Source organism: Streptomyces sp. NPDC006643, from assembly GCF_042870175.1.
Taxonomy (GTDB): Bacteria; Actinomycetota; Actinomycetes; order Streptomycetales; family Streptomycetaceae; genus Streptomyces.
In genome coordinates this window covers 72257-98008 of record NZ_JBIAHA010000005.1, presented here as the reverse complement: position 1 = coordinate 98008, position 25752 = coordinate 72257, and the positions used below count along the sequence as shown (strand labels likewise).

At 71.6% G+C, this 25752-nt stretch carries 23 protein-coding genes and 2 pseudogenes; 15 read left to right on the top strand and 10 right to left on the bottom strand.

Annotation, left to right across the window (positions count from 1 at the left end):
- Positions 1-44: 44 nt before the first annotated feature.
- From ACFYNU_RS08760 to rsmI, 4 genes are all read right to left on the bottom strand, one after another.
- A complete protein-coding gene (locus ACFYNU_RS08760) occupies positions 45-1337 on the bottom strand; it encodes a ubiquitin-like domain-containing protein (protein WP_356584377.1) in 1293 nt (430 codons plus the stop codon).
- A 167-nt stretch (positions 1338-1504) separates the two neighbouring features.
- Positions 1505-2494, bottom strand: a complete 990-nt coding sequence (locus ACFYNU_RS08755; protein ID WP_356584375.1) for a TatD family hydrolase — start codon at positions 2492-2494, stop codon at positions 1505-1507.
- A 42-nt stretch (positions 2495-2536) separates the two neighbouring features.
- Positions 2537-3010 carry a hypothetical protein gene (locus ACFYNU_RS08750; RefSeq protein ID WP_356584373.1) on the bottom strand — a complete coding sequence of 158 codons (474 nt, stop codon included), beginning with the start codon at positions 3008-3010 and terminating at the stop codon, positions 2537-2539.
- A 128-nt stretch (positions 3011-3138) separates the two neighbouring features.
- Positions 3139-4053: a 16S rRNA (cytidine(1402)-2'-O)-methyltransferase gene (rsmI, locus tag ACFYNU_RS08745; protein ID WP_356584371.1), complete on the bottom strand. Its 915-nt coding sequence runs from the start codon at positions 4051-4053 to the stop codon at positions 3139-3141.
- 97 nt (positions 4054-4150) lie between these two features.
- Between rsmI and ACFYNU_RS08740 the strand changes: the two genes are divergently transcribed.
- Together ACFYNU_RS08740 and ACFYNU_RS08735 are read left to right on the top strand one after the other, a co-directional pair.
- Positions 4151-5872, top strand: coding sequence for a phospholipid carrier-dependent glycosyltransferase (locus tag ACFYNU_RS08740; RefSeq protein WP_356584369.1), 1722 nt, complete (start codon positions 4151-4153; stop codon positions 5870-5872).
- A gap of 233 nt (positions 5873-6105) precedes the next feature.
- Entirely contained in the window at positions 6106-7728 is a 1623-nt protein-coding gene (locus ACFYNU_RS08735) for a penicillin-binding transpeptidase domain-containing protein (protein ID WP_356584367.1), read from the top strand.
- Between the two features lie 126 nt (positions 7729-7854).
- Here ACFYNU_RS08735 and ACFYNU_RS08730 read toward each other — a convergent pair whose 3' ends face one another.
- Both ACFYNU_RS08730 and ACFYNU_RS08725 read right to left on the bottom strand, forming a co-directional pair.
- On the bottom strand, positions 7855-8316 hold the full coding sequence (locus tag ACFYNU_RS08730; RefSeq protein ID WP_356584365.1) for a VOC family protein: 462 nt from the start codon (positions 8314-8316) through the stop codon (positions 7855-7857).
- Complete coding sequence (locus tag ACFYNU_RS08725; protein ID WP_356584363.1) at positions 8313-8900, bottom strand: DinB family protein; 588 nt, start codon at positions 8898-8900, stop codon at positions 8313-8315. Before ACFYNU_RS08725 ends, ACFYNU_RS08730 begins: the two co-directional genes overlap by 4 nt.
- 60 nt (positions 8901-8960) lie before the next feature.
- Between ACFYNU_RS08725 and ACFYNU_RS08720 the strand changes: the two genes are divergently transcribed.
- The 5 genes and pseudogenes from ACFYNU_RS08720 to ACFYNU_RS08700 all read left to right on the top strand — a co-directional run bounded on the left by ACFYNU_RS08720 (position 8961) and on the right by ACFYNU_RS08700 (position 12210).
- Entirely contained in the window at positions 8961-10031 is a 1071-nt protein-coding gene (locus ACFYNU_RS08720; RefSeq protein ID WP_356584361.1) for a WYL domain-containing protein, read from the top strand.
- Positions 10032-10074: 43 nt separating this feature from the next.
- Complete coding sequence (locus tag ACFYNU_RS08715; protein WP_356584359.1) at positions 10075-10584, top strand: YbaK/EbsC family protein; 510 nt, start codon at positions 10075-10077, stop codon at positions 10582-10584.
- Positions 10581-10982: pseudogene (locus ACFYNU_RS08710) on the top strand (EamA family transporter); the annotation flags it as partial. The gene ACFYNU_RS08715 and the pseudogene ACFYNU_RS08710, both read left to right, overlap by 4 nt.
- Before the next feature lie 65 nt (positions 10983-11047).
- Positions 11048-11572 (top strand): hypothetical protein, encoded by a 525-nt coding sequence (locus tag ACFYNU_RS08705; RefSeq protein ID WP_356584357.1) that lies wholly within the window; start codon positions 11048-11050, stop codon positions 11570-11572.
- 467 nt (positions 11573-12039) lie between these two features.
- On the top strand, positions 12040-12210 hold the full coding sequence (locus ACFYNU_RS08700) for a hypothetical protein (RefSeq protein WP_356584355.1): 171 nt from the start codon (positions 12040-12042) through the stop codon (positions 12208-12210).
- 6 nt (positions 12211-12216) lie between these two features.
- Here ACFYNU_RS08700 and ACFYNU_RS08695 read toward each other — a convergent pair whose 3' ends face one another.
- Positions 12217-13137: an aminoglycoside phosphotransferase family protein gene (locus ACFYNU_RS08695; protein ID WP_356584353.1), complete on the bottom strand. Its 921-nt coding sequence runs from the start codon at positions 13135-13137 to the stop codon at positions 12217-12219.
- 246 nt (positions 13138-13383) lie between these two features.
- On the opposite strand from ACFYNU_RS08695, the gene ACFYNU_RS08690 reads away from it, so the two are divergent.
- From ACFYNU_RS08690 to ACFYNU_RS08680, 3 genes and pseudogenes are all read left to right on the top strand, one after another.
- The gene (locus ACFYNU_RS08690; protein ID WP_356584351.1) at positions 13384-14043 is read left to right on the top strand and encodes an MSMEG_1061 family FMN-dependent PPOX-type flavoprotein; all 660 of its coding nucleotides are present in this window, start codon (positions 13384-13386) and stop codon (positions 14041-14043) included.
- A gap of 78 nt (positions 14044-14121) precedes the next feature.
- Positions 14122-14235: pseudogene (locus ACFYNU_RS08685) on the top strand (EamA family transporter); the annotation flags it as partial.
- 42 nt (positions 14236-14277) lie between these two features.
- Complete coding sequence (locus ACFYNU_RS08680; RefSeq protein ID WP_356584349.1) at positions 14278-14688, top strand: ankyrin repeat domain-containing protein; 411 nt, start codon at positions 14278-14280, stop codon at positions 14686-14688.
- A gap of 19 nt (positions 14689-14707) precedes the next feature.
- Here ACFYNU_RS08680 and ACFYNU_RS08675 read toward each other — a convergent pair whose 3' ends face one another.
- Both ACFYNU_RS08675 and ACFYNU_RS08670 read right to left on the bottom strand, forming a co-directional pair.
- Positions 14708-15658, bottom strand: coding sequence for an SDR family NAD(P)-dependent oxidoreductase (locus ACFYNU_RS08675; protein WP_356584347.1), 951 nt, complete (start codon positions 15656-15658; stop codon positions 14708-14710).
- A 208-nt stretch (positions 15659-15866) separates the two neighbouring features.
- The gene (locus ACFYNU_RS08670; protein ID WP_356584345.1) at positions 15867-16613 is read right to left on the bottom strand and encodes a hypothetical protein; all 747 of its coding nucleotides are present in this window, start codon (positions 16611-16613) and stop codon (positions 15867-15869) included.
- Between the two features lie 260 nt (positions 16614-16873).
- Here ACFYNU_RS08670 and ACFYNU_RS08665 point away from each other — a divergent pair, with 260 nt between their 5' ends.
- Entirely contained in the window at positions 16874-17923 is a 1050-nt protein-coding gene (locus ACFYNU_RS08665; RefSeq protein WP_356584343.1) for an aldo/keto reductase, read from the top strand.
- 116 nt (positions 17924-18039) lie between these two features.
- On the opposite strand, the gene ACFYNU_RS08660 is transcribed toward ACFYNU_RS08665, so the two are convergent.
- Entirely contained in the window at positions 18040-19248 is a 1209-nt protein-coding gene (locus tag ACFYNU_RS08660) for an FAD-dependent oxidoreductase (RefSeq protein ID WP_356584341.1), read from the bottom strand.
- Positions 19249-19501: 253 nt separating this feature from the next.
- Between ACFYNU_RS08660 and ACFYNU_RS08655 the strand changes: the two genes are divergently transcribed.
- From ACFYNU_RS08655 to ACFYNU_RS08640, 4 genes are all read left to right on the top strand, one after another.
- A complete protein-coding gene (locus ACFYNU_RS08655; RefSeq protein ID WP_356584339.1) occupies positions 19502-20695 on the top strand; it encodes a thiolase family protein in 1194 nt (397 codons plus the stop codon).
- 319 nt (positions 20696-21014) lie between these two features.
- The gene (locus ACFYNU_RS08650) at positions 21015-22772 is read left to right on the top strand and encodes a lyase family protein (RefSeq protein ID WP_356584337.1); all 1758 of its coding nucleotides are present in this window, start codon (positions 21015-21017) and stop codon (positions 22770-22772) included.
- Positions 22773-22867: 95 nt separating this feature from the next.
- Entirely contained in the window at positions 22868-24061 is a 1194-nt protein-coding gene (pcaC, locus tag ACFYNU_RS08645; protein ID WP_356584570.1) for a 4-carboxymuconolactone decarboxylase, read from the top strand.
- A 120-nt stretch (positions 24062-24181) separates the two neighbouring features.
- A complete protein-coding gene (locus ACFYNU_RS08640; RefSeq protein WP_356584335.1) occupies positions 24182-25750 on the top strand; it encodes an MFS transporter in 1569 nt (522 codons plus the stop codon).
- The last annotated feature ends 2 nt before the right edge of the window (positions 25751-25752 follow it).

The following is a 25752-nucleotide window of genomic DNA, read 5'->3' as shown; positions in this document are numbered from 1 at the left end:
GGCGTCGGGGCCGTCGTCGGGGACTTCAGGGGGCTCTGTGGTGCTCACCCGTGCAGCCTACGGCCGCAGTGCGGCCACGGACTCGCCCCCCTTTGCACATAGAGCTTCTTCGCCCGGAACGTCTGCTCGCCCGCCGAGGCGTCCTGCGGCCGTCCGCTGCCGCCGAGGGACTGCCAGGTGCCGGTGTCGAACTGGTAGAGCCCGCCGTACGTCCCCGAGGGGTCGACCGCGTCCGGCCGGCCGCCCGACTCGCAGGCGGCGAGAGCGGCCCAGTTGAGGCCGTCGGCGCCCGCGACGGAGGCCGGGCGACGCTTCGTACCGACGCTGACACGCTGGGTGACGGGCGCGCGGAGGAGCTCCTCGGAGACCTTGCGCGGCTTCTGCCGGACGCCGTTGACGGCTCGCACGGTGTAGGTGAGGCGGCGCGTGCCCTGCTCGCCCTGGCGGGTGACGACCTCCGTGCCGGTGAAGAGGGTGGGGTCCTCGGTGCGTTCGGTGGCGTACGGGACGGCCTCGTCGCGGACGATCTCGTCGCGGGTGATCCGCATCACGGTGATGGTCTGGCCGTCGCGCGGGAAGCTGTCGGGCGACACGGAGGTGGTGTCCTCGCCGCGCAGGGCGAGCCCGGCGTGGGCCAGGGCCTCGTACACGGTCGCGGCGTTCGTACGGAGGGTGTGTTCACGCCCGTCGGCCATGAACGTGACGGTGCGCTCGGTGAGGACGTCGAGGGCGAGTCCGCTGCGCGGGATCGCGGACGAGCGCGAGACGGACAGGAGGGCGCCCTCCGCGCGTACGCCGAGCTGGCTCAGCGCGCCGTCGACGGTGTCGGCGGTCGTCCAGATCTGCCGACGCCGGCCGTCGAGGGTGAGCATGACGGGGCGGCCGTGGCGGACAACGACCGTGTCGCCGTTGGTCAGTTCGGCGCCCCGGCCGGGGGCGACGAGGTCGTGCTCGCCGATCGCGACGCCCTCGTCGGCGAGGAGTTCGTCCACGTCGTCCGCGAAGGTGTGCAGCGTGCGCGGGGTGCCGTCGACGCTGAGCCGTACGGCCTTGTCGTCGGCGACGAACGCGGAGGTGCCGCCGGCCAGGACGGCGACGACCAGCGCCTGCGGGACGAGGCGGCGGGAGGCGGAGCCGGCGGTGGGCAGCCGCTCCGGCGGCCGGGGCTGCTGGTGCGGGACCGGCAAGATCAGCGTCTCCGGCTGGGCGGCCGGCGGGGCGGGAGGGACGGCCGACGGGACCGGAGGGGCGGTCGGCGGGGTGAACCACGCCACGGTGGGCGCCGGTTCGGGGTGGCGGCGTCCGGCCGCTCGGTGACTGCCCTGCGCACTGTTCACGACGCTCGACGCTCCACAAGTCCGGTCCGGCCCCCATGCGACCCGGCGGACACTAGCGGAGCGGCGGTCACTCTCCAAAGCAGCGCGACTACACAGCGTCCCGACGGGCGGAACGGGACCGATCGGGAGCGACCGGGAGCGACCGGAACCGAACAGGACCGGCCGTCTCAGTACCCGAAAGCGCGCGCCGTGTTGGCCGAAATCGCCGTCGCCATCGCGTCCTCGCCGATCCCGCGCACCTCGGCCATCGCGCGCACCGTCACCGGAATCAAATACGGGGCATTGGGCCGTCCTCGGTACGGAACGGGCGTCAGAAAAGGCGCGTCCGTCTCCACCAGAACGAGTTCGAGCGGAGCGACGGCCAACGCCTCACGCAGTGGGCGCGCGTTTTTGAACGTCATATTTCCCGCGAAAGACATGAAGTAGCCTGCGGCGGCACAGATTTCGGCCATTTCCGCGTCGCCCGAATAGCAGTGGAATACGGTCCGCTCCGGGGCGCCTTCGTCGGCGAGCACGCGCAACACGTCGGCGTGCGCCTCGCGATCGTGGATGACGAGCGCTTTTCCGTGGCGTTTGGCGATCTCGATGTGCGCGCGGAACGAGCGTTCCTGCGCGGCCATGCCCTCGGGCCCCGTACGGAAGAAGTCGAGCCCGGTCTCGCCGACGGCCTTCACCTGCGCCAGCGCGGCCAGCCGGTCGATCTCGGCGAGCGCGTCGTCCAAGGCCGCTTCGCCGCCGGCCTCGCGCTCGCCCTGGCGCGACCAGCCGTCGGGGTCGCCGTGCACGATGCGCGGCGCCTCGTTGGGATGCAGCGCGACCGCCGCGTGCACGGACGCGTGCGCGGCGGCGGTGTCGGCCGCCCAGCGGGAGCCCGGCACGTCGCAGCCCACCTGGACGACGATCGGCACTCCTACGGAGGCGGCCTTGGCGAGGGCGTCCGTGACGGTGCCGCTCTGCATGTCCAGGTGGGTGTGCGAATCGGCGACCGGCACCCGGAGGGGTTCGGGTGCCGGCGGCGCTTCCGCCGTGTTCCTGGCGCTGCTCCTGGCGCTGCTGTTGGCGTTGTTCCCGGTGCTGCTCTTGGCGTTGCTCTTGGCGTTGTTCCCGGTGCTGCTCTTGGCGTTGCTCTTGGCGCTGTTGGGACTCTTCGGGCTCATGGGCACGATCGTACGAGGACGGCCCCCGTCGCCCGCCGCGAATTACCTGCGGTGGAAGGGGTGCAGAAGGTCCGAGAGGTGCCAGTGGTGCGCCGACTTCGCCCGCGCGCTGTCGGCGACGGCCCCGATGGCCGCGCCGCCCGCCTCGTCGGTCACGGGTATCGGCTTGCCCTGCTTGGGCGGCTTCGTCCGATGCGTCCGGTGGGTCCTGGGCGCCTTGGGGGCCTTGGGCTGCTTCGGCGCCCGGGGGGCGGTCATCTGCTGGCTCAGGGCGCGCACCGAGGACACCTGTCCCGAGCGCATGATGCGTACGACGTGGTGTCCGCAGTTGAGGCAGGTCGGGCTCGACAGCGGCGAAGGCACCCGCAGTCCGTCCGCCTTGTAGACGACGAATTGCTGTCCGGAACCGTCCGTGTGGTGCTCTATGTCGTACGCCTGCTCCCAGCCGTGACCGCATCGCATGCAGCAGAACGCATATGCCTCGTGGGCGACGGCGTTGCCCGTGATCTCACTCATGCCAGCTCCTCTCCACTCGATCCAGTGGACGCCTATTCGGGCGGGAGCGCATCAGCGCTGTCGATTAATGGCAGGCTCTTGGCCTCCGCATGCCTAAAGCGCCCGGCACACGGTCTGCGCTTTGCTTTTCAAGATAGTCCTTTACCGTCCCGGGGGCTTGTGCGAGCAGCATTCTTTGCCGCCACCACCGCATCGAAGACTTCCCTCTTGGGCACCCCCGCCTCGGCGGCGACGGCGGCGATTGCCTCCTTACGCCGCTCCCCCGCCTCCTCCCTCACGAGCACCCTGCGCACCAGCTCGGCGGGGTCCGTCACCGGCGCGCGTTCCGGGGCTCCCTCGACCACGACGGTGATCTCACCCCGTACGCCTTCGGCCGCCCACACGGCCAGTTCGCCGAGACCGCCGCGCTTGATCTCCTCGTACGTCTTGGTCAACTCGCGGCAGACGGCGGCCCGGCGCTCGGCGCCGAAGACCTCGGCCATCGCCGCGAGGGTGTCGTCCAGCCGGTGCGGCGCCTCGAAGTAGACGAGGGTGCGGCGCTCGTCGGCCACCTCGCGGAGCCTGCCCAGCCGCTCGCCCGCCTTGCGCGGCAGGAACCCCTCGAAGCAGAAGCGGTCGACGGGCAGCCCGGAGAGCGCGAGCGCCGTCAGCACGGCGGACGGGCCCGGCACGGCCGTCACCTTGATGCCGCGCTCGACGGCCGCCGCCACCAGCCGGTAGCCGGGGTCGGAGACGGACGGCATCCCGGCGTCGGTGACGAGGAGCACGCGGGCACCGCCGGCCAGTGCCTCGACCAGTTCGGGCGTACGGGCGCTCTCGTTGCCCTCGAAGTACGACACGACCCGGCCCGTGGTCTGCACGTCGAGCGCCTGGGTGAGCCTGCGCAGCCGCCGGGTGTCCTCGGCGGCGACGACGTCCGCGCCCACCAGCTCGGCGGCGAGGCGCGGCGGCGCGTCGGAGGTGTCGCCGATGGGGGTCCCGGCGAGCACGAGAACGCCGGTCGGGGCTGCGGGGTCCGTTCCCCGGGAGGGCACAGTAGTCACGTACGCCATCCTCGCAGGGCCGCGCGGGCGCCCGGTCCGCCGCCGTGTCCGTCCGGGCGTGCCCACGGCACACAGCGGCGTTCCCTACGATGGCGCGGTGACCAGTACTGCGCCAGAAGCCCTCCAGGGTCGGGACGCCGAGAACACGCCGCCGTCATGGCCCCAGCGGCTGCGGCGGTTCGGCTATGCGCCGAGACCGGTGATCGGGCTGCGCGAGCGGCTGGTCCCGCCGTACACGGAGCCGTCGGAACGCCTGTGGATCGTGCTCGGTGTGCCGCCGCTGCTCGCCGACCGGCTGACCCGCTGGTCCGCGTGGCTTGGCCCGGCGCTGGTCGCGCTGGTCGCCGGGCTGCTGAGGTTCTGGCATCTGGGCAGCCCCAAGGCGGTGATATTCGACGAGACGTACTACGCGAAGGACTCGTGGGCGCTCGTCCAGCAGGGGTACGAGGCCAGCTGGCCGAAGGACGTCGACAAGCTGATCCTGGCCGACCCCTCGCAGGTCGCGCTGCCGGCCGACGCCGGGTATGTGGTGCACCCGCCGGTGGGCAAGTGGATCATCGGGCTTGGCGAGTTGATGTTCGGCTTCGACCCGTTCGGCTGGCGCTTCATGGTGGCGGTCCTCGGGACGCTGTCGGTGTTCATGCTGTGCCGTATCGGCCGCCGGCTGTTCCGTTCGACGTTCCTGGGGTGTCTGGCGGGCGGGCTGCTCGCCGTCGACGGGCTGCACTTCGTGATGAGCCGTACGGCGCTGCTCGACCTGGTGCTGATGTTCTTCGTGCTGGCGGCGTTCGGCTGTCTGCTGCTGGACAGGGACTGGGCGAGACGGCGCTTCGCGGACGCGCTGCCGGTGGACGCCGAAGGCGTGCTGCGCCCGGACCACGCGGTCGGCGAGGGCCTGCGGCTGGGCTGGCGGCCGTGGCGTATCACGGCCGGGGTGATGCTGGGACTGGCCTTCGCGACGAAGTGGAACGGGCTCTACATCCTGGCCGCGTTCGGTCTGCTCACGGTCCTGTGGGACGTGGGCGCGCGGCGCACCGCCGGGGCCGTGAACGCGTATCTCGCCGTGCTCAAGCGTGATCTGGTGCCGGCGTTCGTCTCGACGGTCCCGGTGGCGATCGGCACGTACGTCGCCTCCTGGACCGGCTGGATCGTCAGTGACAAGGGTTACTTCCGCGACTGGGCCGCCACCCAGGGCGACGGCGGGCTGTGGTCGTGGCTGCCGGACTGGGTGCGCAGTCTGTGGCACTACGAGACCCAGGTGCTCGACTTCCACGTCAATCTGACCTCCGGGCACACCTATCAGTCCAACCCCTGGAGCTGGATCGTCCTGGGCCGTCCGGTCTCGTACTTCTACGAGTCCCCGAGGGGCGGCACCGAGGGCTGTACGGCGGCCCCGGCGGACAAGTGCGCCCAGGAGGTGCTGGCGATCGGCACACCGCTGCTCTGGTGGGCGGCGTGCTTCGCGCTCCTGTACGTGCTGTGGCGCTGGCTCTTCCGCCGCGACTGGCGCGCGGGCGCCATCGCCTGCGCCGTCGCGGCGGGCTGGGTGCCGTGGTTCTTCTTCCAGGAGCGCACGATCTTCCTCTTCTACGCGGTGGTCTTCGTCCCGTTCCTGTGTCTGGCGGTGGCGATGATGATCGGCGCGATGCTGGGGCCGGCGGGCTCGGACGAGAGACGCAGGACGATCGGCGCGGTGGGCGCGGGCGTGCTGGTGCTCCTGATCGTGTGGAACTTCATTTACTTCTGGCCCATCTACACCGGGCAGACGATCCCGATCAGCGAGTGGCAGGACCGGATGTGGTTCGACACCTGGGTGTGAACGGGGGCTGGCGTGCCCGGGGGCCGGCGTGCCCGGGGGCCGGGGCCGATGACCGGGGGCCGGGGCCGATGACCCGGGGCCCGGGACAGGAGACGGGGGCGCGGCGGGCGATCGTCGCGGTCCTGTAACGGGCGCTCCTCTGTTCACCCACGTCACGTAGAGTGCGAAAACGTTGCTCCTTTGAACACGTTCAAACGTGGCCGGGGGCACTCCTGGGGGGAGGGGACCCACGCATGCGCAGTGGAGCGAAAGTCGCCGTCGTCGGCGGCGTGTTCATCGTTGTCGCCGGGGGGATCGGATACGGCGCGTACACCGTCGTCGCCGGGGACGGCGGCACGGGCTCCGCGTCGAAGTCGGCCGAGGTCCGGACCGGGCCGCTGAGCGCGGACGAGATCAAGGACACCGCCGGGGACTTCCTCGCCGCGTGGGCCGCCGGCAAGGATCCCGAGCGCGCCGCCTCCCTCACCAACAACGCCGCCGAGGCCGAGGCGGCCGTCGCCGGCTACAGCGAGCAGGCGCACATCACCGGCGCGGTGATCACGCCCGGAAAGGCGACGGGCGCGAAGGTGCCCTTCACCGTGAAGGCGACGGTGAAGTTCGGGAAGCTGAGCAAACCCCTCTCGTACGCCTCCGAGTTGACCGTCGTCCGTGGGCTGACCAGCGGGAAGCCGCTGGTCGACTGGGTGCCGACCGTCATCCATCCCAAGCTGGAGAAGAACACGCACCTGGTCACCGGCGAGGCCACCACGCCGCCGATCAAGGCGGTCGACCGCAACGGGACCGAGCTGACGGCGGAGAAGTACCCCTCGCTCGCGCCGGTGCTCGACCAGTTGCGGGAGAAGTACGGGGAGAAGGCGGGCGGCAAGTCCGGCGTCGAGACCTGGATCCAGACCGACGGCGAGAAGGTGACCCGCTCGACGGTCCTGACACTCTCCGAGGGCGAGAGCGGCGAGCTGAGGACGACGCTCGACGCCAAGGTCCAGGCGGCGGCCGAGCAGGCCGTGAAGAAGTACAGCGAGGCGTCCGTCGCGGCGGTGAAGCCGAGCACGGGTGAGATAGTCGCCGTCGCCAACAACCGTAAGGACGGCTTCAACGCGGCGATGCTCGGCAAGCAGGCGCCGGGCTCGACGATGAAGATAGTGACGGCGGCGATGCTGCTGGAGAAGGGCCTGGTCGGGGCGGGCAAGCCGGCCGAGTGCCCCAAGACGGTGCTCTACCAGGGCACTTCGTTCCACAACCTGGACAACTTCGACATCAAGGGCGGCACGTTCACCCAGAGCTTCGCCCGGTCCTGCAACACCGCCTTCATCAAGCTGATCGACGACACGAAGGACGACCACGCGCTGCCCGAGGTGGCGGGGCATGTGTTCGGCCTCGGGCTGGACTGGAAGACCGGTGTCGCGTCCGCCGACGGCAGTGTGCCGGACGCGGACGGGGGCGGGGCCGCCGCCCAGTACATCGGCCAGGGCACGGTCCAGATGAACGTACTGAACATCGCGTCCGTCACCGCCACCACGAAGGACGGCACCTTCCGCCAGCCGGTCATCGTCCCGCGCGACCTGGACGACCGCCAACTGGCCGTCGCCGAGCGGCAGTTGCCGGGCGCGGTGGGGCAGCAGCTGCGCGACATGATGCGGGCGACGGCCTCGTGGGGCACCGGTCAGAAGGCGATGGCGGGGCTCGGCGGGGACAAGGGCGCGAAGACGGGCTCGGCCGAGGTCGACGGGCAGGAGACGTCGAACAGCTGGTTCACCGGCTTCCAGGACGACCTGGCCGCCGCCGCGAGCGTCGAGTCCGGCGGACACGGCGGGGACGCGGCGGGACCGGTGGTCGCGGCGGTGCTCTCGGCGGGGTAGGGCGCGCTCAGGGCGGCGTGACCGGCCGGGGCCGCCGACCTCGTACGGAGGGCGTCGGCCGGGGCCGCCGTCTTCGTACGGAGGGCGTCGGCCGGGCATCCCGGCCGACGGGCCCCACCGTCTCTCTCAGTCCAGGCAGAACTCGTTGCCCTCCGGGTCGGTCATCACGATCAGCCCCCTGCTCAGCGGCGGAGCCGGCTCGTCGCGGCGTACGCGGGTCGCGCCCAGTGCGACCAGACGGGCGCACTCGGTCTCCAGCGCCGCCATCCGCTCCTCCCCCTCCAGTCCGGGGGCCGCGCGGACATCGAGATGGACGCGGTTCTTGGCGATCTTGTCCTCCGGCACCTGCTGGAAGAACAGGCGGGGGCCGTCCCCATCCGGGTCCTCGACGGCCGACTTCGTGTTGCGTTGGCCCTCCGGTACGCCGATCCCGGCCAGGAAGTCGTCCCAGGCGGCCAGCGGGTCGGCGCCCTCGGGCAGCTCCACACCGGGCGGACCGGGGTGGACGTAACCCAGGGCGTCGCGCCAGAAGGTCGACAGAGCGGCGGGGTCGTGGGCGTCGAAGGTGATCTGGATGTGGCGGCTCATCGGGTCGCTCCGTTCGTGGTGGCGTGGGTGTGCAGGTAGAGGTCCCGCAGCAGGCAGACCTCGGACAGATGGTGGATCAGCTCCCGGTGGATGTGCAGGACCAGATCCGCCGTGGGCGCGTCCGGGTACGGCTCCTTCTCACCGATCGGCGCCCGGAGCCCGTCGGCTCCGAGACCGGACACCCCGGCCAGCCAGCTGTCGAGCTGGGTCTGGAGCTGGTCGAGCGCGCTGGCCGCGTCGCCGGCGTACTCCCATGTCTCGTACGACACCTCGGGCGCCCCGAAGTGCGCCGCGTTGCGGGTGGCGAGTACGCCGACGACGACATGGCCGAGCCGCCAGGCGATGGTGGTGAAGGGCGCCGGCGCGGGCGTGGGGAAGGCGTAGTCGATCGTGAACTCCCCCGCGCCCGCCTGTACGGGTGCTGTCGAGTCACCGCGCGCCCGCACGCTCCACGCGTCCCGCACCGGGGACCAGAAGTACTCCTCGTCGGTCAGCCCTTCGAGCCTGGCCCGGAGCTGATGGTTCCAGTGGAACTCCCACTGCTCGCGCAGTGTGCGGTTCCAGTCGAGTTCGTCCGTGTTCATGGCTCCACCGTGACACTCCTGGCGGACAGGATCGGTCCGCTTTCTGTCAGGCTTGGCGACATGGAGACGACGAACGGGGCCACCGAGCGGGGTACGACGGAACGGGTGCTCACGCTGCTCGGGCTGTTGCAGGGGCGGCGGCTCTGGAGCGGGCCCGAGCTGGCCGAACGGCTCGGGGTGACATCGCGGACCGTACGGCGCGACGTCGAGCGGCTGCGCGCGCTCGGGTATCCGGTCCATGCCGGTCAGGGGGTCGGTGGCGGCTATCAGCTCGGCCCCGGGCAGGTCCTGCCGCCGCTGCTCCTGGACGACGAGGAGGCCATCGCCACCACCGTCTCGCTGCTCGTCGGCGGGGGCGCGAGCGGGGACGCCGGCGCGGGCCCGGCCGGCGGCAGTGACGCCGCGCTGCGCGCGCTGACCAAGCTCGACCAGGTGCTGCCCGCCCGGCTCCGCCACGAGGTGCGGGCGCTCTCCGGCTCGGTGGCGTTCTTCGGCGGCGGCCGTCCCGCGGTCGACCCGGACGTGCTGATGACGCTGGCCAGAGCCTGCCGCGACGAGGTCGAGACCGGCTTCGACTATCCGGCGGCCGGGGGCGTACGGCGGCGGCGGACCGAGCCGTACCGTCTGGTCGCCTCCGACCGGCGCTGGTACCTCCTCGCCTACGACCTCGACCGCGACGACTGGCGGACCTTCCGTGTCGACCGGATGACGGAGGTGTCGCCGCGGACCTGGCGCTTCCGGCCGCGCGAGGCGCCCGACGCGGCGGCGTACGTACAGGAGGGGGTGGCGAGCCGGGCCTACGCGCACCAGGCGCGCTTCCTCGTGCACGCGCCCGCCCGGACGGTGAGTGAACAGGTCCCGGGGGCGGCTGCCGTCGTACAGCCGCGCGGGGACGACCGGTGCGAAGTGCTCAGCGGCGGCCGGGACCTGGACCGGGTCCTGATGCATGTGCTGCTGCTGGGGCACGACTTCGAGGTGCTGGATCCCCCGGAGCTGGCGAACCGCGCCCACGCGCTGGCCGAGCGGCTCCGGGCGGCCGGGACCAGGAGCGGCTCCGGTGCCGGTGCCGGAAGCGGGGCAGGTCCCGGCACCGACACGGGCACCGGCACCGGAACAGATCCGCGTGCGTGAAACGGGTTCGCCCCCGCCCGCCCCTCCCGCTAGCGTGCCCGCCATGAGCAACCCCGGCGGCACGCCTGACACCCCGGCCCACCCCCGCTTCGTCGAAGCGCTGCGCGAACTGGGCCTCGACCATCTCACCGGCCAGGTCCGCACCTTCCCGGACGCCACCCGGACGGCGGCCGAGGCCGCCGCCGCCATCGGCTGCGGGCTCAGCGAGATCGTCAAGTCCCTGATCTTCGAGGCCGACGGCGTCCCGGTCCTGGTGCTGATGGACGGCGCGTCGCGCGTCGACGTGGAGCGCGTACGGGAGGAGTTGGGCGCCGGTACGGTCAAGCGGGCGCGCGCCGATCTCGTACGGGAGACCACCGGGTACGCCATCGGCGGCGTACCGCCCTTCGGGCACCGCACCCGCACGCGCGTGCTCGCCGACCGGGGTCTGCTCGACCACGACGTGGTGTGGGCGGCGGCCGGGACCCCGCACACGGTCTTCCCGATGGACCCCAAGAGCCTGGTCCGGCACGCGGGCGGCACCCTGGTGGACGTCCGCGAGCGCACGGCGTGACACCGGGCGTCGCCGCCGCCGTCCTGCTGGCCGCCCTCACACACGCCAGTTGGAACGCGATCGCGCACACCATCAAGGACCAGCTGGTCGCCTTCACCCTGATCGCCGGCGGCGGCACCGTGCTCGGCGCGGTCGCCGTGTGCTTCTCGCCGTTCCCGGCCGCCGGCGCGTGGCCGTATCTGATCGCCTCCGCGCTGCTGCACGTCGGCTACCAGGCGCTGCTGATGCGGTCGTTCAGCCTCGGCGACTTCGGCCAGATGTACCCGATCGCACGCGGCACCGCGCCCCTGCTGGTGACCGTCCTGGCCGCCGTCTTCGTGGGCGAGTCGCTGGACCGCTGGCAGGCGACGGGCGTGGCCGTCGCGTCGGCGGGGCTCGTCGGCGTGGCGCTGTGGGGCAGCTGCATGCCAAGATCTTTGCCAAGTCCCAACGATTCCGGCAATGTTACCTGGGGGTAGAACCAATGATCAGTGGCACGCTCAGCCGACGCACGTTGATTACCTTCGCTGTGGCTCTATCCATAGGCGCGCTCGGCAGCACGCCCATCGCCCATGCCGACCCCATGCCATCCGGAATTCACACATGGTCCGGAGACAAGTACGACGGTCTGGGAGGGGGAAGATCTGGTTCCCAATCGACCGCGGCGGGCCTTGAGTTCGACGCCTTTGCCTCATTCGACCACCGAATGATCTCGGTAACGGTCAATCCGAGCTCTGAAGAGTCATGGGGTCTGGACTTTGCCGCACCGAAGGGGCAAGTTCTCACAGAAGGCCGCTACGAAGGAGCTGTGCACCCAAACATCGGGCTTTCAGACAGGCCGGGCCTGAATGTCCAACCGCCGTGGGGTACATCCAGCGACATCACCGGCACCTTCACCGTGACCGATGTGTCCTTCGGGGAGGGCCAGAAAGTGGAGTCCTTCGAAGTCAGCTATGTGCAGGATCGCGAGGGTTTCGAACCACTGACCGGTGAACTCCGGGTCGGTTGAAGCCGTCATTTCTGATCGCACTATCGCCCGCGCAGGGCGTCGGCCTGGTGAGCACCCGGTCGGCCAGGGGGCACGCTTGTCCCCCGCGTGACCTGCACGTTCTCAGGAACTTTCAGGCACGTTGGGGGATTCCCAACCACTTCGAGCGCACTCGGGAACCAAGATCGGCTCCCATTCTGCCCCCACTTGATCTTGATGTTTTCCCAGGTGAGTGCCGCAGGTTTTGTGAGGGCTTGGGATGCGTCCCGCCAGCCGGCCAGGTAGTTCACGCCGCAGACCCACAGCACCGCGTCAGGGCCCAGGTCGTCAGCGTCGAATCCGTCGTCCCCCGGTGCTGTTCATCTCTACAAGTCCCTTTCCCCGCAGGCTGGCTGACCATTGGCTGGGGCTGGCCACGCCGCAGGAGACACGACGACGGCCCCGGTGCCATCGGCACCGGGGTTCGTGATCGTTACCTGGAGGCCGCCGTGACGACCGCCGGCCTTGCCGTCGAGGCAGGCGACGCCCTTCAGTCCGTGCGCTTTCAGCGGTACGTCAGTGACTTCCAGCGTGAGGTGTCGGTCCACGCGCACAGCCCTGTGGTCGAGCAGTTCAACGGCCACGTGCAAGCCGCGATGCAACGCCTGGACGACGAGTAGGCAGGATCAGCCAGGGTTCCAGTCGCGCGGGGCGTCCTCGTCGCGGAGCGAGGCGATACGACGGGTGTACTCCGCCGCTGTCTCGGCGCTCTCCGAGACGTTCTGCATCAACCACGTCGTCATGTTGAACTCCTGCAATGACCGCAAGGTAGGGAACCCAGCCCACGAGCGGAGATCCCGACCGTACGCACCGACGAACGCGCCGTACTCCTGCGGTGTCTGCCAACCCAAGCTGTGATGCTCGGTGGCCGTGACCATCAGGTCCCACTCGGGGTGGTCGTAACTGAACCGCTCCAGGTCGATCAGGATCACCCGGTCAGTGCGGTCCACCATGAGGTTCTGTACGTGGGCGTCTCCGTGCACGGGGCCCCTCTGAGAATCGAAGCGCAACTCTTCCACCCGGCCGCAGAGTTCACGGGCGCGCTTACGCAGGAACGCACGGTCGTCCTCCGGTATCCCGGTCGCCGCGTTGATACGTCGGTCTGTCCGGTCCAGCACCGGATACGGAGGGAGGCTCAGGGAAGCCGGCAGGGTGAGCGAGTGGAGATCGTGGAGGATCGCTCCCAGCTCGCCGTACGTCGGCTTACGGTCGCTCTCCTCGATCAGGTGCCAGAACGTCACCGGGTGACCATCGATGATCACGGGCTGCTCCAGATCGTCGATGACCCGCGTCGCAGGGAAGCCCTCACGGGCCAGCCAGCGGGACACGGCGACCTCACCCCGCGCGGATTCCAGATACTCGGTCGACCGGGCGATCCGGACCACCACCGGGTGTGCCTCCAGGCCGAACAGAGCATTCTCACCCAGGCGGATCAGGTTGGCCCCGTCACCATCAAGCCCCGCTTGCCGACACGCCGCAGCCACCACCCTCGTAGCGACGGCTGAGGTAAAGCCTTGTTCCGCGTTCAGCTCAGCACCAGACGGCATGCCCCCACCAACTCCTCAGATCTGTCGACCTGCCATGCACCAACCCGCACGGCGTCACTACAACATCCATACTGGTAGGACAGCCCCGCAGGCCACGACAGGCGAGAATCCAGGGCGTGACGTTCAGCCGTATACACGGAGACTCGACTGTCCGGCGATCACATGCGGCACGATCACGCCAGAGCTTCCGTCTGACCGCCATGCGTACCAAGATCAACCACAGATCGGCCGATTAGGGTCGGAGGCATGACGACAGCCCCTGCCAGCAGCGCCTTCGACTCGCTCCGCGTCGACGCCGTGCCCAACCAGGAGACACTGCGCCGGGCCTACGAACTCCCCAGTGACGCGGCCGTGCGCAAGCAGATGACCGAACTTACGGAACAGACGAAACGTTTGATCGGATGCTCACCGCTGGTCCTGGTCGCCAGCGCGGACGCCAACGGCAACTGTGACGTCTCCCCGCGCGGCGGCCCAGCTGGGTTCGTCGCCGTCCTGGACACACGGACGGTGGCGATACCGGACGCGACCGGCAACAAGCGTCTGGACACTCTGCAGAACGTCATCGAAACCGGACGGGCCGGGCTGCTGTTCCTCATCCCAGGACGCACCACGACGCTCAGGGTGAACGGCCGGGCCTGCGTCTCCACCCGCCCGGACCTGCTGTCGCAGCTGACCGCCGTGGGCAAGCCGCCGGCCAGTGCGCTGGTGGTGGGGATCGAGGAGGTCTACCCGCACTGCCCCAAGTCGCTTCTGCGCAGCGGGGCCTGGAAGCCGGAGCAGTGGCTGTCGGCTGACGCCCAGCCGACCTCGGCCGAGGTGACGCTGGCTCAACTGCGGATGCCGGAGCTGACGATCGCTGACATCGAGCAGACGGAGGCGGATTCGCTGAAGTACCGGTACGAGTAAAGGACCGACAGCCGCTGGACCACCAGCCCGCCGAACCCCCAAGACCAGCACACCCCAAGATCAATCTCGGCGCAGCCGGTCGTGGGCGCGGCGATAGGCGCGGTGTTCTTCAAGGAACGGTTCGGTATGCCGCGCATCGCGGCTGCCGGGCTGATGGTCGTCGGCATCGGCCTGATGCTGCACACGAGTTGAGCCGGCGGGACGAGACGGTACGGGGACAGGGACGGAACAGGGATGAACAACAGGCGGCGGAAGAAGCTGTCGCGGCGGCTGGTGCTGGCCGCGAGGCTGGGGCGTACGGCCGAGGTCGGCGCGCTGCTGCGGGCCGGTGCCCCCGCGTGGGCGTACGACGCCGAGGGGTCGACGCCCCTGTACGCGGCGGCCGTGCACGGCGACGCCGACTCCGTACGCCTGCTGCTGGCCGCGGGCGCGCCGCCCGACGCCGAGAGCGGGGACGGGACGGAGGGCACGCCGCTGTGTGGGGCCGCGTGCTGGGGCCATGCGGGCGCCGTACGCGAACTGCTCGCGTACGGCGCCGATCCACGGCTGCGCGAGGACGGCGGCGGCGGGCGCTCACCGCTTGAATGGGCGCGGACCGGGCCGTATCCGGAGACGGTGCGGCTGCTGGAGGAGGCGGGGGCGTAAGGGGGGCCGGACGGAGCCGTCAGGCTCGCCCGGCCGAGGCCAGCATGTCGAGCGACACCTGCCACAGGCGCTCGGCCGCGGCCGGGTCCAGGGCGTGCGCGGCGACGCCGCCGGAGTCGCCCTCCCGGTGCGGACGCGCCTCGTTGCAGTCCTCGAAGTACCGGCCGCCGATGCCTTCGAGTCCCGGCCAGGTCGCCACCAACACCGAGGTGGCCGCGCCCTGTTGGGGCGTCTTGAAGGTGTAGCCGGAGGCGATGGCCTTGCTGAGTTCGTCCTGGCTCATATGGCGGGTGAGGTTCGACAGGACCGCGCCGGGGTGGACGGCGTTGGCGGTGATGCCGTCCCTGGCCCAGCGCCGGTTCGCCTCGACCGCGAAGAGCGCGGTGGCCGTCTTGGACTGGCCGTACGCGAGGCGGGTGTCGAACGGCCCTTCGCGGAAGTCGATGTCGTCGAAGTCGACCGCCTGGAGCAGATGCCCGACCGAGGTGAGCGAGACGATCCGCGCCCGGTCCGCGGCGGTGAGCGCCGGGTGCAGGCCGGTGGCCAGCGCGAAGTGGCCGAGGTGGTTGGTGGCGAACTGGAGTTCCCAGCCCTCCGGTGTCCGCAGCTCGGGCGTGTACATCACCCCGGCGTTGTTGATCAGGATGTGCAGCGGCCCGTCCCAGGCGGCGGTGAACGCGGCGACGGACGCCTGATCGGCGAGGTCGAGCGGCGCGACGAGCACCCGGCGGTTGCCGGTGGTGCCCCTGATGTCACCGGCGGTGCGCTCTCCGGCGTCGATGTCGCGTACGGCCAGGGTGACTTCGGCGCCCGCGCCGGCCAGCGCGCGGGCGGTCTCGACACCGATGCCGGAGGAGCCGCCGGTCACGACGGCGCGCCGGCCGGTGAGGTCGACACCGGCGACGACCTCGGCCGCGGTGGACTCGGCGTCGAACGGGGTGGTGACGCGGCCGGTGGAGTCGGTGGTCATGGTGGCTGCCTCTCACGGTGGCTCGTGGGTCTGCGGGGGGGGCGCCGCCGGGATCTTCCGGACATCCCGGTCGGCAACCGCAACCCAACCACCGGACGCGGGCCGTTCGGCGGAGGCGGCCCGTTTCGGTGCGGGAGAGGTTTCCGGGGGGAGGGGTTTCCGGCCAGGGCCGGCCCCCCGGTTCATGGCCCTGGCCGGTGGGGGCTGGTCAGGCCCCCGGTGACCGCCCGGAGTGTGGTCCGGGCGGTGGTTCGGACGGCGGCTTCGGCAGCCGCCAGTACTGGCGTTTCCTCTCGTCCCGGATCGCCAGGCCCAGCCCGTTCAGCTCGTCGCGCAGCGCCCGGACGTCGTCCCCCTTGTCCGTCTTGCGCATCGCGTACGCGCGGGCGCTCAGCAGGGCGTTCGCGCCCACCGGGAGGCCGGGTGTGTCCGGGACCCAGAGACGGAAGTCGGCCTTGTGCGGGTCCTCGTCGGCCCAGTCGTAGCCGTGGGCGGTGAAGGCGGCGGCCAGGGCGGCGCGGTCCAGGTCGAAGGGTTCACGGACCAGTTCCTCGGTGTGGTGGCCGAGCAGTACGAGGAACTTGCCATCCAGGAAGAGCGGGCCGACGTCGGCCCGGCGCAGCTCGCGGGTCTCGTCGCGGATCTTGAGCGTCAGCCGGGTGTCCGACACCCGTACGGTCAGCGACTCGTGCAGCGCGATGAACCCCACCACCACGCCGAGCACCACGCCCGCCGTCACTCCGAGGATGGTCAGCCATGGCTCGGGGATGGAGTTCAGCAGCCTCGCCGGGCCCTTCAGCGGGGCCCAGTCCCAGCCCACCAGCCAGTTGGCGAGCAGCTTGACCAGCCAGCCGACGACCGCCCCGGCGACGGCGAACGCCGGGACGAGCCAGACCGATTGGGCCAGCACGGTGACATCGCCGACCGGCTCCCGGGACTTCGATCGCTTGCTCATGCGCATGCCCCGAGGCTAGGAAGCGGCGGCCGGGGCGGGTATCCGTCGAAGGGATCCGCGGGCGTGACCAAAGTATCGACCTGGCCGGCCTGACCGACCTGGCCTGACCGACCTGGCCCACCCGACCCTGCCGGTCACTCGGCCGGGTCCCCCGTCGGTCGCCCGTCGCGCCTTGACCTCGATCGCACTCCAAGTCCTAGAGTGCCGGCGTACGCCCCACCAGATGTCTGACAATTGCCTGACCAGCAAGGGAGCACGACATGCGTTACCGCACTCTCGGCGGCACCGGTATCGAGGTGAGCGCCCACTGCCTCGGCACCATGATGTTCGGCTCCGTCGGCAACAGCGACCACGACGACTCCGTACGCGTCATCCACTCCGCCCTCGACCGGGGGATCAACTTCCTCGACACCGCGGACATGTACTCCGCCGGTGAGTCCGAGATCATCGTCGGCAAGGCGCTCAAGGGCCGCCGCGACGATGTCGTCCTCGCGACCAAGGTGCACTTCCCGATGGGCGAGGGCCGCAACCGCGGCGGCAACTCGCGGCGCTGGATCGTCAGGGAGGTGGAGGAGAGCCTGAAGCGGCTGGGGACGGAGTGGATCGACCTCTACCAGATCCACCGGCCCGACCACACGACGGACATCGAGGAGACCCTCTCCGCGCTGACCGATCTCGTACGCGAGGGCAAGATCCGCGCCTTCGGCTGCTCGACGTTCCCCGCCGAGGAGATCGTGGAGTCGCACGTCGTCGCCGAGCGCCGGGCGCTTCAGCGGTTCCGTACGGAGCAGCCGCCGTACTCGATCCTGGCGCGCGGCATCGAGTCGGCGGTGCTACCGGTGTGCGAGCGGTACGGGATGGGTGTGCTGACCTGGAGTCCACTCGCCTCCGGCTTCCTCACCGGCAAGTACCGCAAGGGCGGCGCGATCGACATGACGACGGGGCGCGCGGCGCTGAGCCCGGCCCGATTCGACCCGACGCTCCCGGTGAACATCGCCAAGCTGGAGATCGTCGAGCAACTGGCCGAGCTGGCGGCCGACATCGGCTGCTCACTGCCCGAACTGGCGGTGGCCTTCACCCTCGCGCACCCCGCGGTGACGTCCGTCATCATCGGCCCGCGCACGATGGAGCAGTTGGACGGTCTGCTGAAGGGCGCCGCGCTCACGCTGGACGACGCGGCACTGGACCGGATCGACGAGATCGTGGAGCCCGGGACGAACGTCTATCACCCGGACGGCGTCTGGAAGCCGCCGGCGCTGAGGGACGCCTCGCTGCGACGACGCCCGGTCGGCGAACGCGCGGCGGCGTGAGGCGTTGGCGCGGCCAGGCGTGAGGCGTCGGCGCGGCCAGGCCTGAGACGTTGGCGCGGCCAGGCCTGAGACGTTGGCGCGGCCAAGCTGAGATGGGGCGCGGGCGCCGGCGTGGGTCAGACCGTCGACTTCAGCATCGTGGGCGGCGCGAACACCACATCCGTCGGGACGCGCGCCGCCACCATCCGCCGGTAGCGGTCGAGTTGGGACGGGCTGTTCACGCACAGCGCGCCGGTGACGAGCTGTCCGTCCGAGTACACGGCGACGAACTGCCGCTCGGCGAGCATGCCGACGACGACGTGCGGGACACCGGTCGCGACGCCGACGAACTGGATCTCGGTGCCGTACTGCTCCGACCGGAAGTACGGCAACGACTCGAAGGGCATCGGGTACTCACCGTCCGCCAGGAGCGTGTCGGCGGCGGCCCCGGCCTGTTCCGCCGTATCGCTGCGCGGCTCGGCGTCGCCGCCGTCCTCGACCCGCATCACCGCGCCGAACAGCGGGTTGAACCAGCGGGCCACGCTCCCGGCCGCGACGACGCGCGAGGCGCCCACCGCCGCGCACGTCGAGTCCAGGAGCACCCCGTCCGCGATGTCGAGACCGCTGCCGCGCAGCCATTCGGTACGCGGCGCGGGTCCCGCCGCGACGACCACCACGTCGGCGGGTACGAGAGTGCCGTCGGCCGTCACGACCCCCTCGGGGCGCAGGGAGACGGCGCGGGCGCCGGTCGTCATGACCGTGCCGTGGTCGCGGTGCAGGTCGGCGAGGGCGTGGCCCATGTCCTTGCCGAGCACGCGCTCCAGCGGGGCGGCGCGCGACTCGACGACGGTGACGTCGAGTCCGCGGGCGCGGCAGTACGAGGCGACCTCGCAGCCGGTGAATCCGGCGCCGACGACGGCGACCCGTGGGCCGGCGGCGAGCGCGGTGCGCAGTGCGAGGGAGTTCTCGGAGTCCTCTCCGCCGCCGCTCCCGGCATGGTCCTCGAAGGTGCGGAGGGAGAAGACGGCCGGGTGGCCGCCCCGGGGTCCGGGGGGCCGGTGTGCCCCGGCGCCGGTGGCGATGACGAGCCCGTCGGCGTCGAGGGTCCGGCCGTCCGACAGACGCACCGTGTGGCCGGAGTCGTGCGTGAGGTCCAGCGCTTCGGCCGTTGTGTCCGGCAGCGGTTCGGCGTCGAGGTCGGGCGGGGTGTCGTGCCCCGCGTCGACCAGGGTGATCCGGTCCTCGAAGCCCTGGCGGCGGAGCGCGCGGATGGTGCGTGTCCCGGCGTCGGAGGCGCCGACGACGGCGATGTGGCGGAGTGTTCCGTCGATCCCACGGCTCTTCATTCCAGGTCAGACTCCTCTTCGCGTAGCTGTCGCAAGTTGCTGTCGCTCGCTCGACGGGGCACCTACCCACAACCTGTCAAAATGCCCTAAGTATCGGCAATCCGGCCCGCGCACCATTGACAGCACCCGGCCCCGGGGCGAGACTCTGGCCGTCCGAAATCATGAACATTAATTCACCAGGCGAACACCGCACCCGCGCGAGCCGGCAGCCGCGAGCGCCCGCGTGCGCGCCCGCCGCAAGGAGTGAGACCTGATGCGAGACGTGTACGTCGTGGACGCCGTCCGCACGCCGTTCGGCAAGTACGGCGGCGCGTACGCCGGAGTGCGCCCCGACGATCTGGCCGCGCACGTGGTCCGGGCGCTGGTCGACCGTACGCCGGATCTCGACCCGGCCCTGATCGGCGACGTGGTCCTCGGCAACGCCAACGGCGCGGGCGAGGAGAACCGCAACGTCGGCCGCATGGCCGCCCTGCTCGCCGGCCTGCCCGTCTCCGTACCCGGCGCGACCGTCAACCGGCTGTGCGCGTCCGGGCTCGAAGCCGTGATTCAGGCCGCCCGCACCGTGGCCGTCGGGGACGCGTCGGTGGTGATCGCGGGCGGTGTCGAGTCGATGAGCCGGGCGCCGTGGGTGCTGCCCAAGCCGACGCGCGCGTTCCCGGCCGGCCATCAGGAGCTGTACTCCACCACCATCGGCTGGCGCATGGTCAACGAGCGGATGCGGCCGGAGTGGACGGTGCCGCTGGGCGAGGGCGCCGAGCTGATCGCGGACAGGTTCGGCATCACGCGCGAGCGGCAGGACGCGTACGCGCTGGGCAGTCACGAGAAGGCGGCGCGGGCGTGGCGGGAGGGCCTGTACGAGGCGGAGACCGTGCCGTACGAGGACTCCGCCCTGACCGGCACCGACGAGAACATCCGCGAAGGCGGTACGGCGGCGGGCCTCGCCAAGCTCCGGACCGCCTTCCGTGAGGAGGACGCGGGCGGCACCGTCACGGCCGCCAACTCCTCGCCTCTCAACGACGGCGCGGCGGCGCTCCTCCTGGTCGACGAGGACGGCCTGCGGGCCACCGGACGCCCGCCGCTCGCCGTCGTCCGCGCGTCGGCGGTGACCGGGATCGAGCCGCCGATGTACGGCCTCGGCCCTGTCGACGCCATCGGCCGCGCCCTGGAACGGGCGGGCCGGGACTACGCCGACCTGCACACCGTCGAACTGAACGAGGCGTTCGCCGCGCAGGTGCTCGGCTGTCTCGCCGGGCTCCCCGACCTCGACCCGTCCCTCGTCAACCCGCGCGGCGGCGCGCTCGCCATCGGCCACCCGCTCGGCGCCTCGGGCGCCCGTCTCGCGGGGGCCGTCGCGCACCAGCTGGCCGCGCACGGTTCCGGTGCGGGCGTCGCGGCCCTGTGCGTCGGGGTCGGCCAGGGAGTCGCCCTCGTGCTGGAGCAACCGTGACACGACCACCCGGGACATCCTGAGGGACACGAATGAGGGTGTACGACTCCGCACACACCCCGCCCTGGCCGGCGGCGCCACGCCGTCCCGTCCCGCGCGCCCGTCCGGCACATCTGTCCCGTACACCCGTTCCCGCCGCAGGTCCACCGCTCGCCCGACCGCTCGCCTCGCCGGACGCGGCCCGACGGGAGACGCTGTTGGCGAGGGCGGGACCCGCCCCGTCCGGCACGCACCGCCACAGCTACCGCCAGCCACCGCCACCGCCACCGCAGCGATATTCGCGACATCCGACTTCAGTGCGACGAGGAGACGGTTTTCCTTGACCTCCGCTGACCGGTCCACCCCATCCCCCCTGCCGCCCTCCCCCGACGCGGGGCTGCTCTCGCCCGGCCGGGCGGGCTCCGCCGCCGAGGCGGCCACCGGTGACACCTCGTTCCTCCGGGCGATGCTCGACGCCGAGGCGGCGCTGGCGCGCGCGCAGGCGTCGGTCGGTCTCACGCCGGAGGCGGCGGCCGACGCGATCACGGTGGCGGCCGGGGTGGCGGGCCGGTTCGACGTACGGGACGTGGCGCTGCGGGCGCGCGCCGGCGGCAACCCGGTGGTCCCTCTGGTGGCGGATCTGACGGCGGCGGTGGACGAGGCGGACGGGGACGCGGCGCGGTACGTCCACCGGGGCGCGACCAGCCAGGACATCGTGGACACGGCGATGATGCTGGTCGCCACCCGTACGGTGCCGCTGATCCTGGCGGATCTGGACCGTACGGCGAACACGCTCGCCGCACTGGCCACGGCCCACCGCGACACACCGATGGCGGGGCGCACCCTCACCCAGCACGCGGTTCCGACGACGTTCGGGCTGAAGGCGGCGGGCTGGCTGTCGTCGGTACGGGACGCCCGCACCCGGTTGGCCGCCGTCCGGCTGCCGGTCCAACTGGGCGGTGCGGCGGGCACGTTGGCGGCTTTCGCGCCGCCCGACGAGCCGGTGCCCGGCCCGCCGGGCAGTACCTCGACCGCCGCGTCCTGCGAGCCCGTGTACGACCTGACCGGCGCGCTCGACACGACGCTCGACAGCCCTCCCGAGCCGCTGCCGGACTACGCGCCCGCCACCGGCACCGAACCGGGGACCGACGCCGGACCCGAACTCGGCGCCGACCCGGCGCCCGAGGAGCCGGTCTACGACCTGACGGGCACGGGCCCCGGCGCGCCGGCCAAGGACCGGGACCAGGATCAGGACCGGCCCGAACAGGCGGCCGGCGCCGCCGGCGCCCACCCCCGCAGGGACACCGGCGTGCGTCTTCTCGCCGCGTACGCCGCCCAGCTCCGGCTCGCCGAACCGACGCTGCCGTGGCACACCCTCCGTACCCCTGTCGCCGATCTCGGCTCGGCCCTCGCCTTCACCGCGGGCGTGCTCGGCAAGGTCGCCGCCGATGTGCTCGTGCTGTCCCGGACGGAGATCGGCGAGGTCGCGGAGGCGCGCGGCGGCGGTTCGTCCGCGATGCCGCACAAGCGGAACCCGGTGCGGGCCACCCTGATCGCCGCCGCCGCGCGGCAGGCGCCCGCACTCGCCTCCGTACTGCTGGGGGCGCTCGTCGCCGAGGACGAACGCCCCGCCGGGCCCTGGCACGCCGAGTGGCAGCCGCTGCGCGAACTGCTGCGGCTGACCGGCGGCGCCGCCCACGACGCCGCCGAACTCACCGCCGCCCTGCGCGTCTTCCCCGACCGGATGCGGGACAACCTCGGCCTCACCCGGGGCCTGCTGGTCAGCGAACGGGTCGCCGCCGCGCTGGCCACCGCCGTCGGCCGGGAGCACGCCACGCGGCTGGTCACCGCCGCCGCCCGCCTCGCGGCCGGCGCGGGCATCCCGCTCGCGCAGGCGCTGACGGAGACCGACCCGGCGGTCGCCGAGCTGATCGGGGAGGAGCGGATGCGCGCGCTCACCGACCCGGCCGGTTACACGGGGTCCGCCCCGGCGCTCGTGGACCGCGCGCTCGCCGAACACGCCGAACACGCCGAACAGAACGAACCCGCCGAACAGAACGAACGCGCCGCGGAGGACCCACCGGAGGCCCCTCGATGACCGAGCCGCCCGAGCCGCCCGAGCCACGCGACCCGACGCCCGAGCCGACGCCCGAGCCGACGCCCGAGCCGACGCCCGAGCCGATGCCCGAGCCGATGGCGGAGCCGGCCGGCCCGGCGACGGAGCCGGCCCGGATCGGTCTCCCCCACCCCCACTTCCGCCTCGACGGCCCCGCCGACGGCGCGCCGCTGATCCTCGGGCCGTCCCTCGGCACATCCCTGCGCGTGTGGGAGCCCCAGCTGGAAGCCCTCGCCCGCGACCATCGCGTCCTGCGCTGGGACCTGCCCGGCCACGGCGGTTCCCTCCCCGCCGCCGCCCCCGCCGTCTCCGTCCCCGCCCTGGCGAACCAGGTGGTGCGGCTGGCCGACGAGCAGGGCTGGGACCGTTTCGCGTACGCGGGGATCTCGCTGGGCGGCGCGGTGGGCCTGGAGTTGGCCGTACGGCACCCCGACCGTCTCGTCTCCCTCACCGTGGTGTGCTCGTCCGCGTACTTCGGCGCCCCCGACACCTGGCGGGACCGCGCGGCGACGGTCCTCGCCGAGGGCACCGAGTCGCTGGTGGCGAGCCGGCCCGGCGTCTGGTTCGCGCCCGGTTTCGAGCGCACGCCGCCGGGCTCGGCGCTCGTGGACGACCTGCGGGCGGCCGACGACAAGTCGTACGCGGCCTGCTGCACGGCCGTCGCCGACCACGACCTGCGCGACGCGCTGGCCGCGGTGCGGGTCCCGACGCTCGTCGTCGCCGGCCGCGACGACCCGGCCACCCCGCCGTCGCCGCACGCCCGCACGATCGCCGACGGCATCCCGGGCACGAGCCTCGCCGAGATCGCCGGGGCGCGTCATCTGGCGAACGTCGAACGTCCCGCGCCGGTGCTCGCCGCGCTGCTGGGCCATCTGGCGGCGACCGCGCGGACCGTCGGGGACGCGTCCCGGCACGGCGCGGGGATGGCCGTACGGCGCGCGGTGCTCGGCGATCAGCATGTGGACCGGGCGGTGGCCCGTACGTCGGCGTTCACCGCGCCCTTCCAGGACTTCATCACCCGCTACGCCTGGGGCGAGATCTGGACCCGGCCGGGGCTGGACCGCCGTACGCGCAGCTGCGTCACTCTGACGGCGCTGGTCGCCGGCGGGCATCACGACGAGTTGGCGATGCATGTCAGGGCGGCGGTACGGATCGGGCTGAGCCGCGAGGAGATCCGGGAAGTACTGCTCCAGACGGCGGTGTACTGCGGGGTGCCCGCGGCCAACAAGGCGTTCGCGATCGCCGACGACGTGCTGTCGGAGCACCCCTGACGGAGGGACACCCCCACGGTCGAGTCGCATGTCCGGTTCGCCCGATTTAGAGTCAGATCCGGTGAACGGTGGCGTTCCCTGTCCGAGGGCGCGCACCACCCCGTTGCACCACCCTCACCTATGACTGATTCACAGCCTCCACCGCCGGACACCACGAAGTCCGCCGACGCCGCCTCCGACGATCCCGGGGACGGCGGCGGCAACGGCATCGCGCTGGCCATCATCGCCTCCTGCCAGCTGATGGTGGTCCTCGACGTCACCATCGTGAACATCGCGCTCCCGCACATCCAGAGCGCGCTCGACTTCTCGACCCAGAACCTGTCGTGGGTGGTCAACGCGTACACCCTCACCTTCGGCGGGCTGCTGCTGCTCGGCGGTCGCCTCGGCGACATCCTGGGGCGGCGCAGGGTCTTCATGTTCGGCATCGCGCTCTTCGCCGCCGCCTCCCTGCTCTGCGGACTGGCGCAGGAGTCGTGGCAGCTGCTGGCCGCCCGTGCCATCCAGGGCATCGGCGGCGCCATCGCCTCCCCGACCTCGCTGTCGCTGATCACCACCACGTTCCGTGAAGGGCCCGCGCGCAACCGGGCGTTCGGTGTGTTCGCGGCCGTCTCGGCGGGCGGCAGCGCGATCGGACTGCTGGCCGGCGGCATCCTGGTGGAGTGGCTGGACTGGCGGTGGATCTTCTTCGTCAACGTGCCGATCGGGCTGCTGCTCATCCTGCTGACGCCCCGCTTCATCAAGGAGTCCGAGCCGCGCCCCGGCCACTTCGACATCGTCGGCGCGCTCACGGCGACGCTGGGCATGGTGTGTCTGGTCTACGGCTTCATCCGGGCCTCCGAGGAGGGCTGGACCGACGCCCTGACGCTCGGCGCCTTCGCGGCGGCCGTGGTGCTGCTGATCCTCTTCATCGTCATCGAGCGCGGTTCGCGGCAGCCGATCACTCCGCTGTGGATGTTCCGGGACCGCAACCGCGCGGGTGTCTACGGGATGATGCTGAGCCTGGCCGCGGCGCTGTTCGGCATGTTCTTCTTCCTGACGCTCTTCGTGCAGGAAGTCCTCGATTTCAGTCCCCTGCGGGCGGGCCTCGCCTTCCTCCCGGTGAGTGTGGTCATCGCCATCGGCGCGGGCATCGCCTCGCAGCTGCTGCCGCGCTGGGGCCCGAAACCGTTCATGGTGTCCGGCGCGGTCCTGGCCGCCGCGGGCCTCTCGTGGCTGACGCTGACGGACGTGAACAGCACCTACGTGGGCAGCCTGCTGGGCCCGGTGCTGGTCTTCGGCCTCGGCATGGGCTTCCAGTTCGTGTCGCTGACCCTGATGGCGCTCTCGGGCGTCAGCCAGGAGGAGGCCGGCGCGGGCTCCGGTGTCTTCAACGCGACGCAGCAGGTGGGTGGTTCGCTGGGGCTGTCCATCCTGGTGACGGTGTTCGGCACGGCCAGCAGGGACGAGGCGAAGACCCAGCTCCGCGACTTCATGGCCCATGCGACCCCGGCCCAGAAGGCGACGTTCGAGAAGACGCACTCGCTGCCGAAACCGTGGAGCGACGAGGTGCTGGCGCACGGTGTGTCGAACGCCTTCATCGTGGCGGCCGTGTTCGCCGCCGTATCGGCCGTGATCGCGGTGTTCGTGATCCAGGTACGGGCCTCCGACCTGGAACGCCTCCAGGGCGGCATGCCACCGCCCGCCGCCTGATC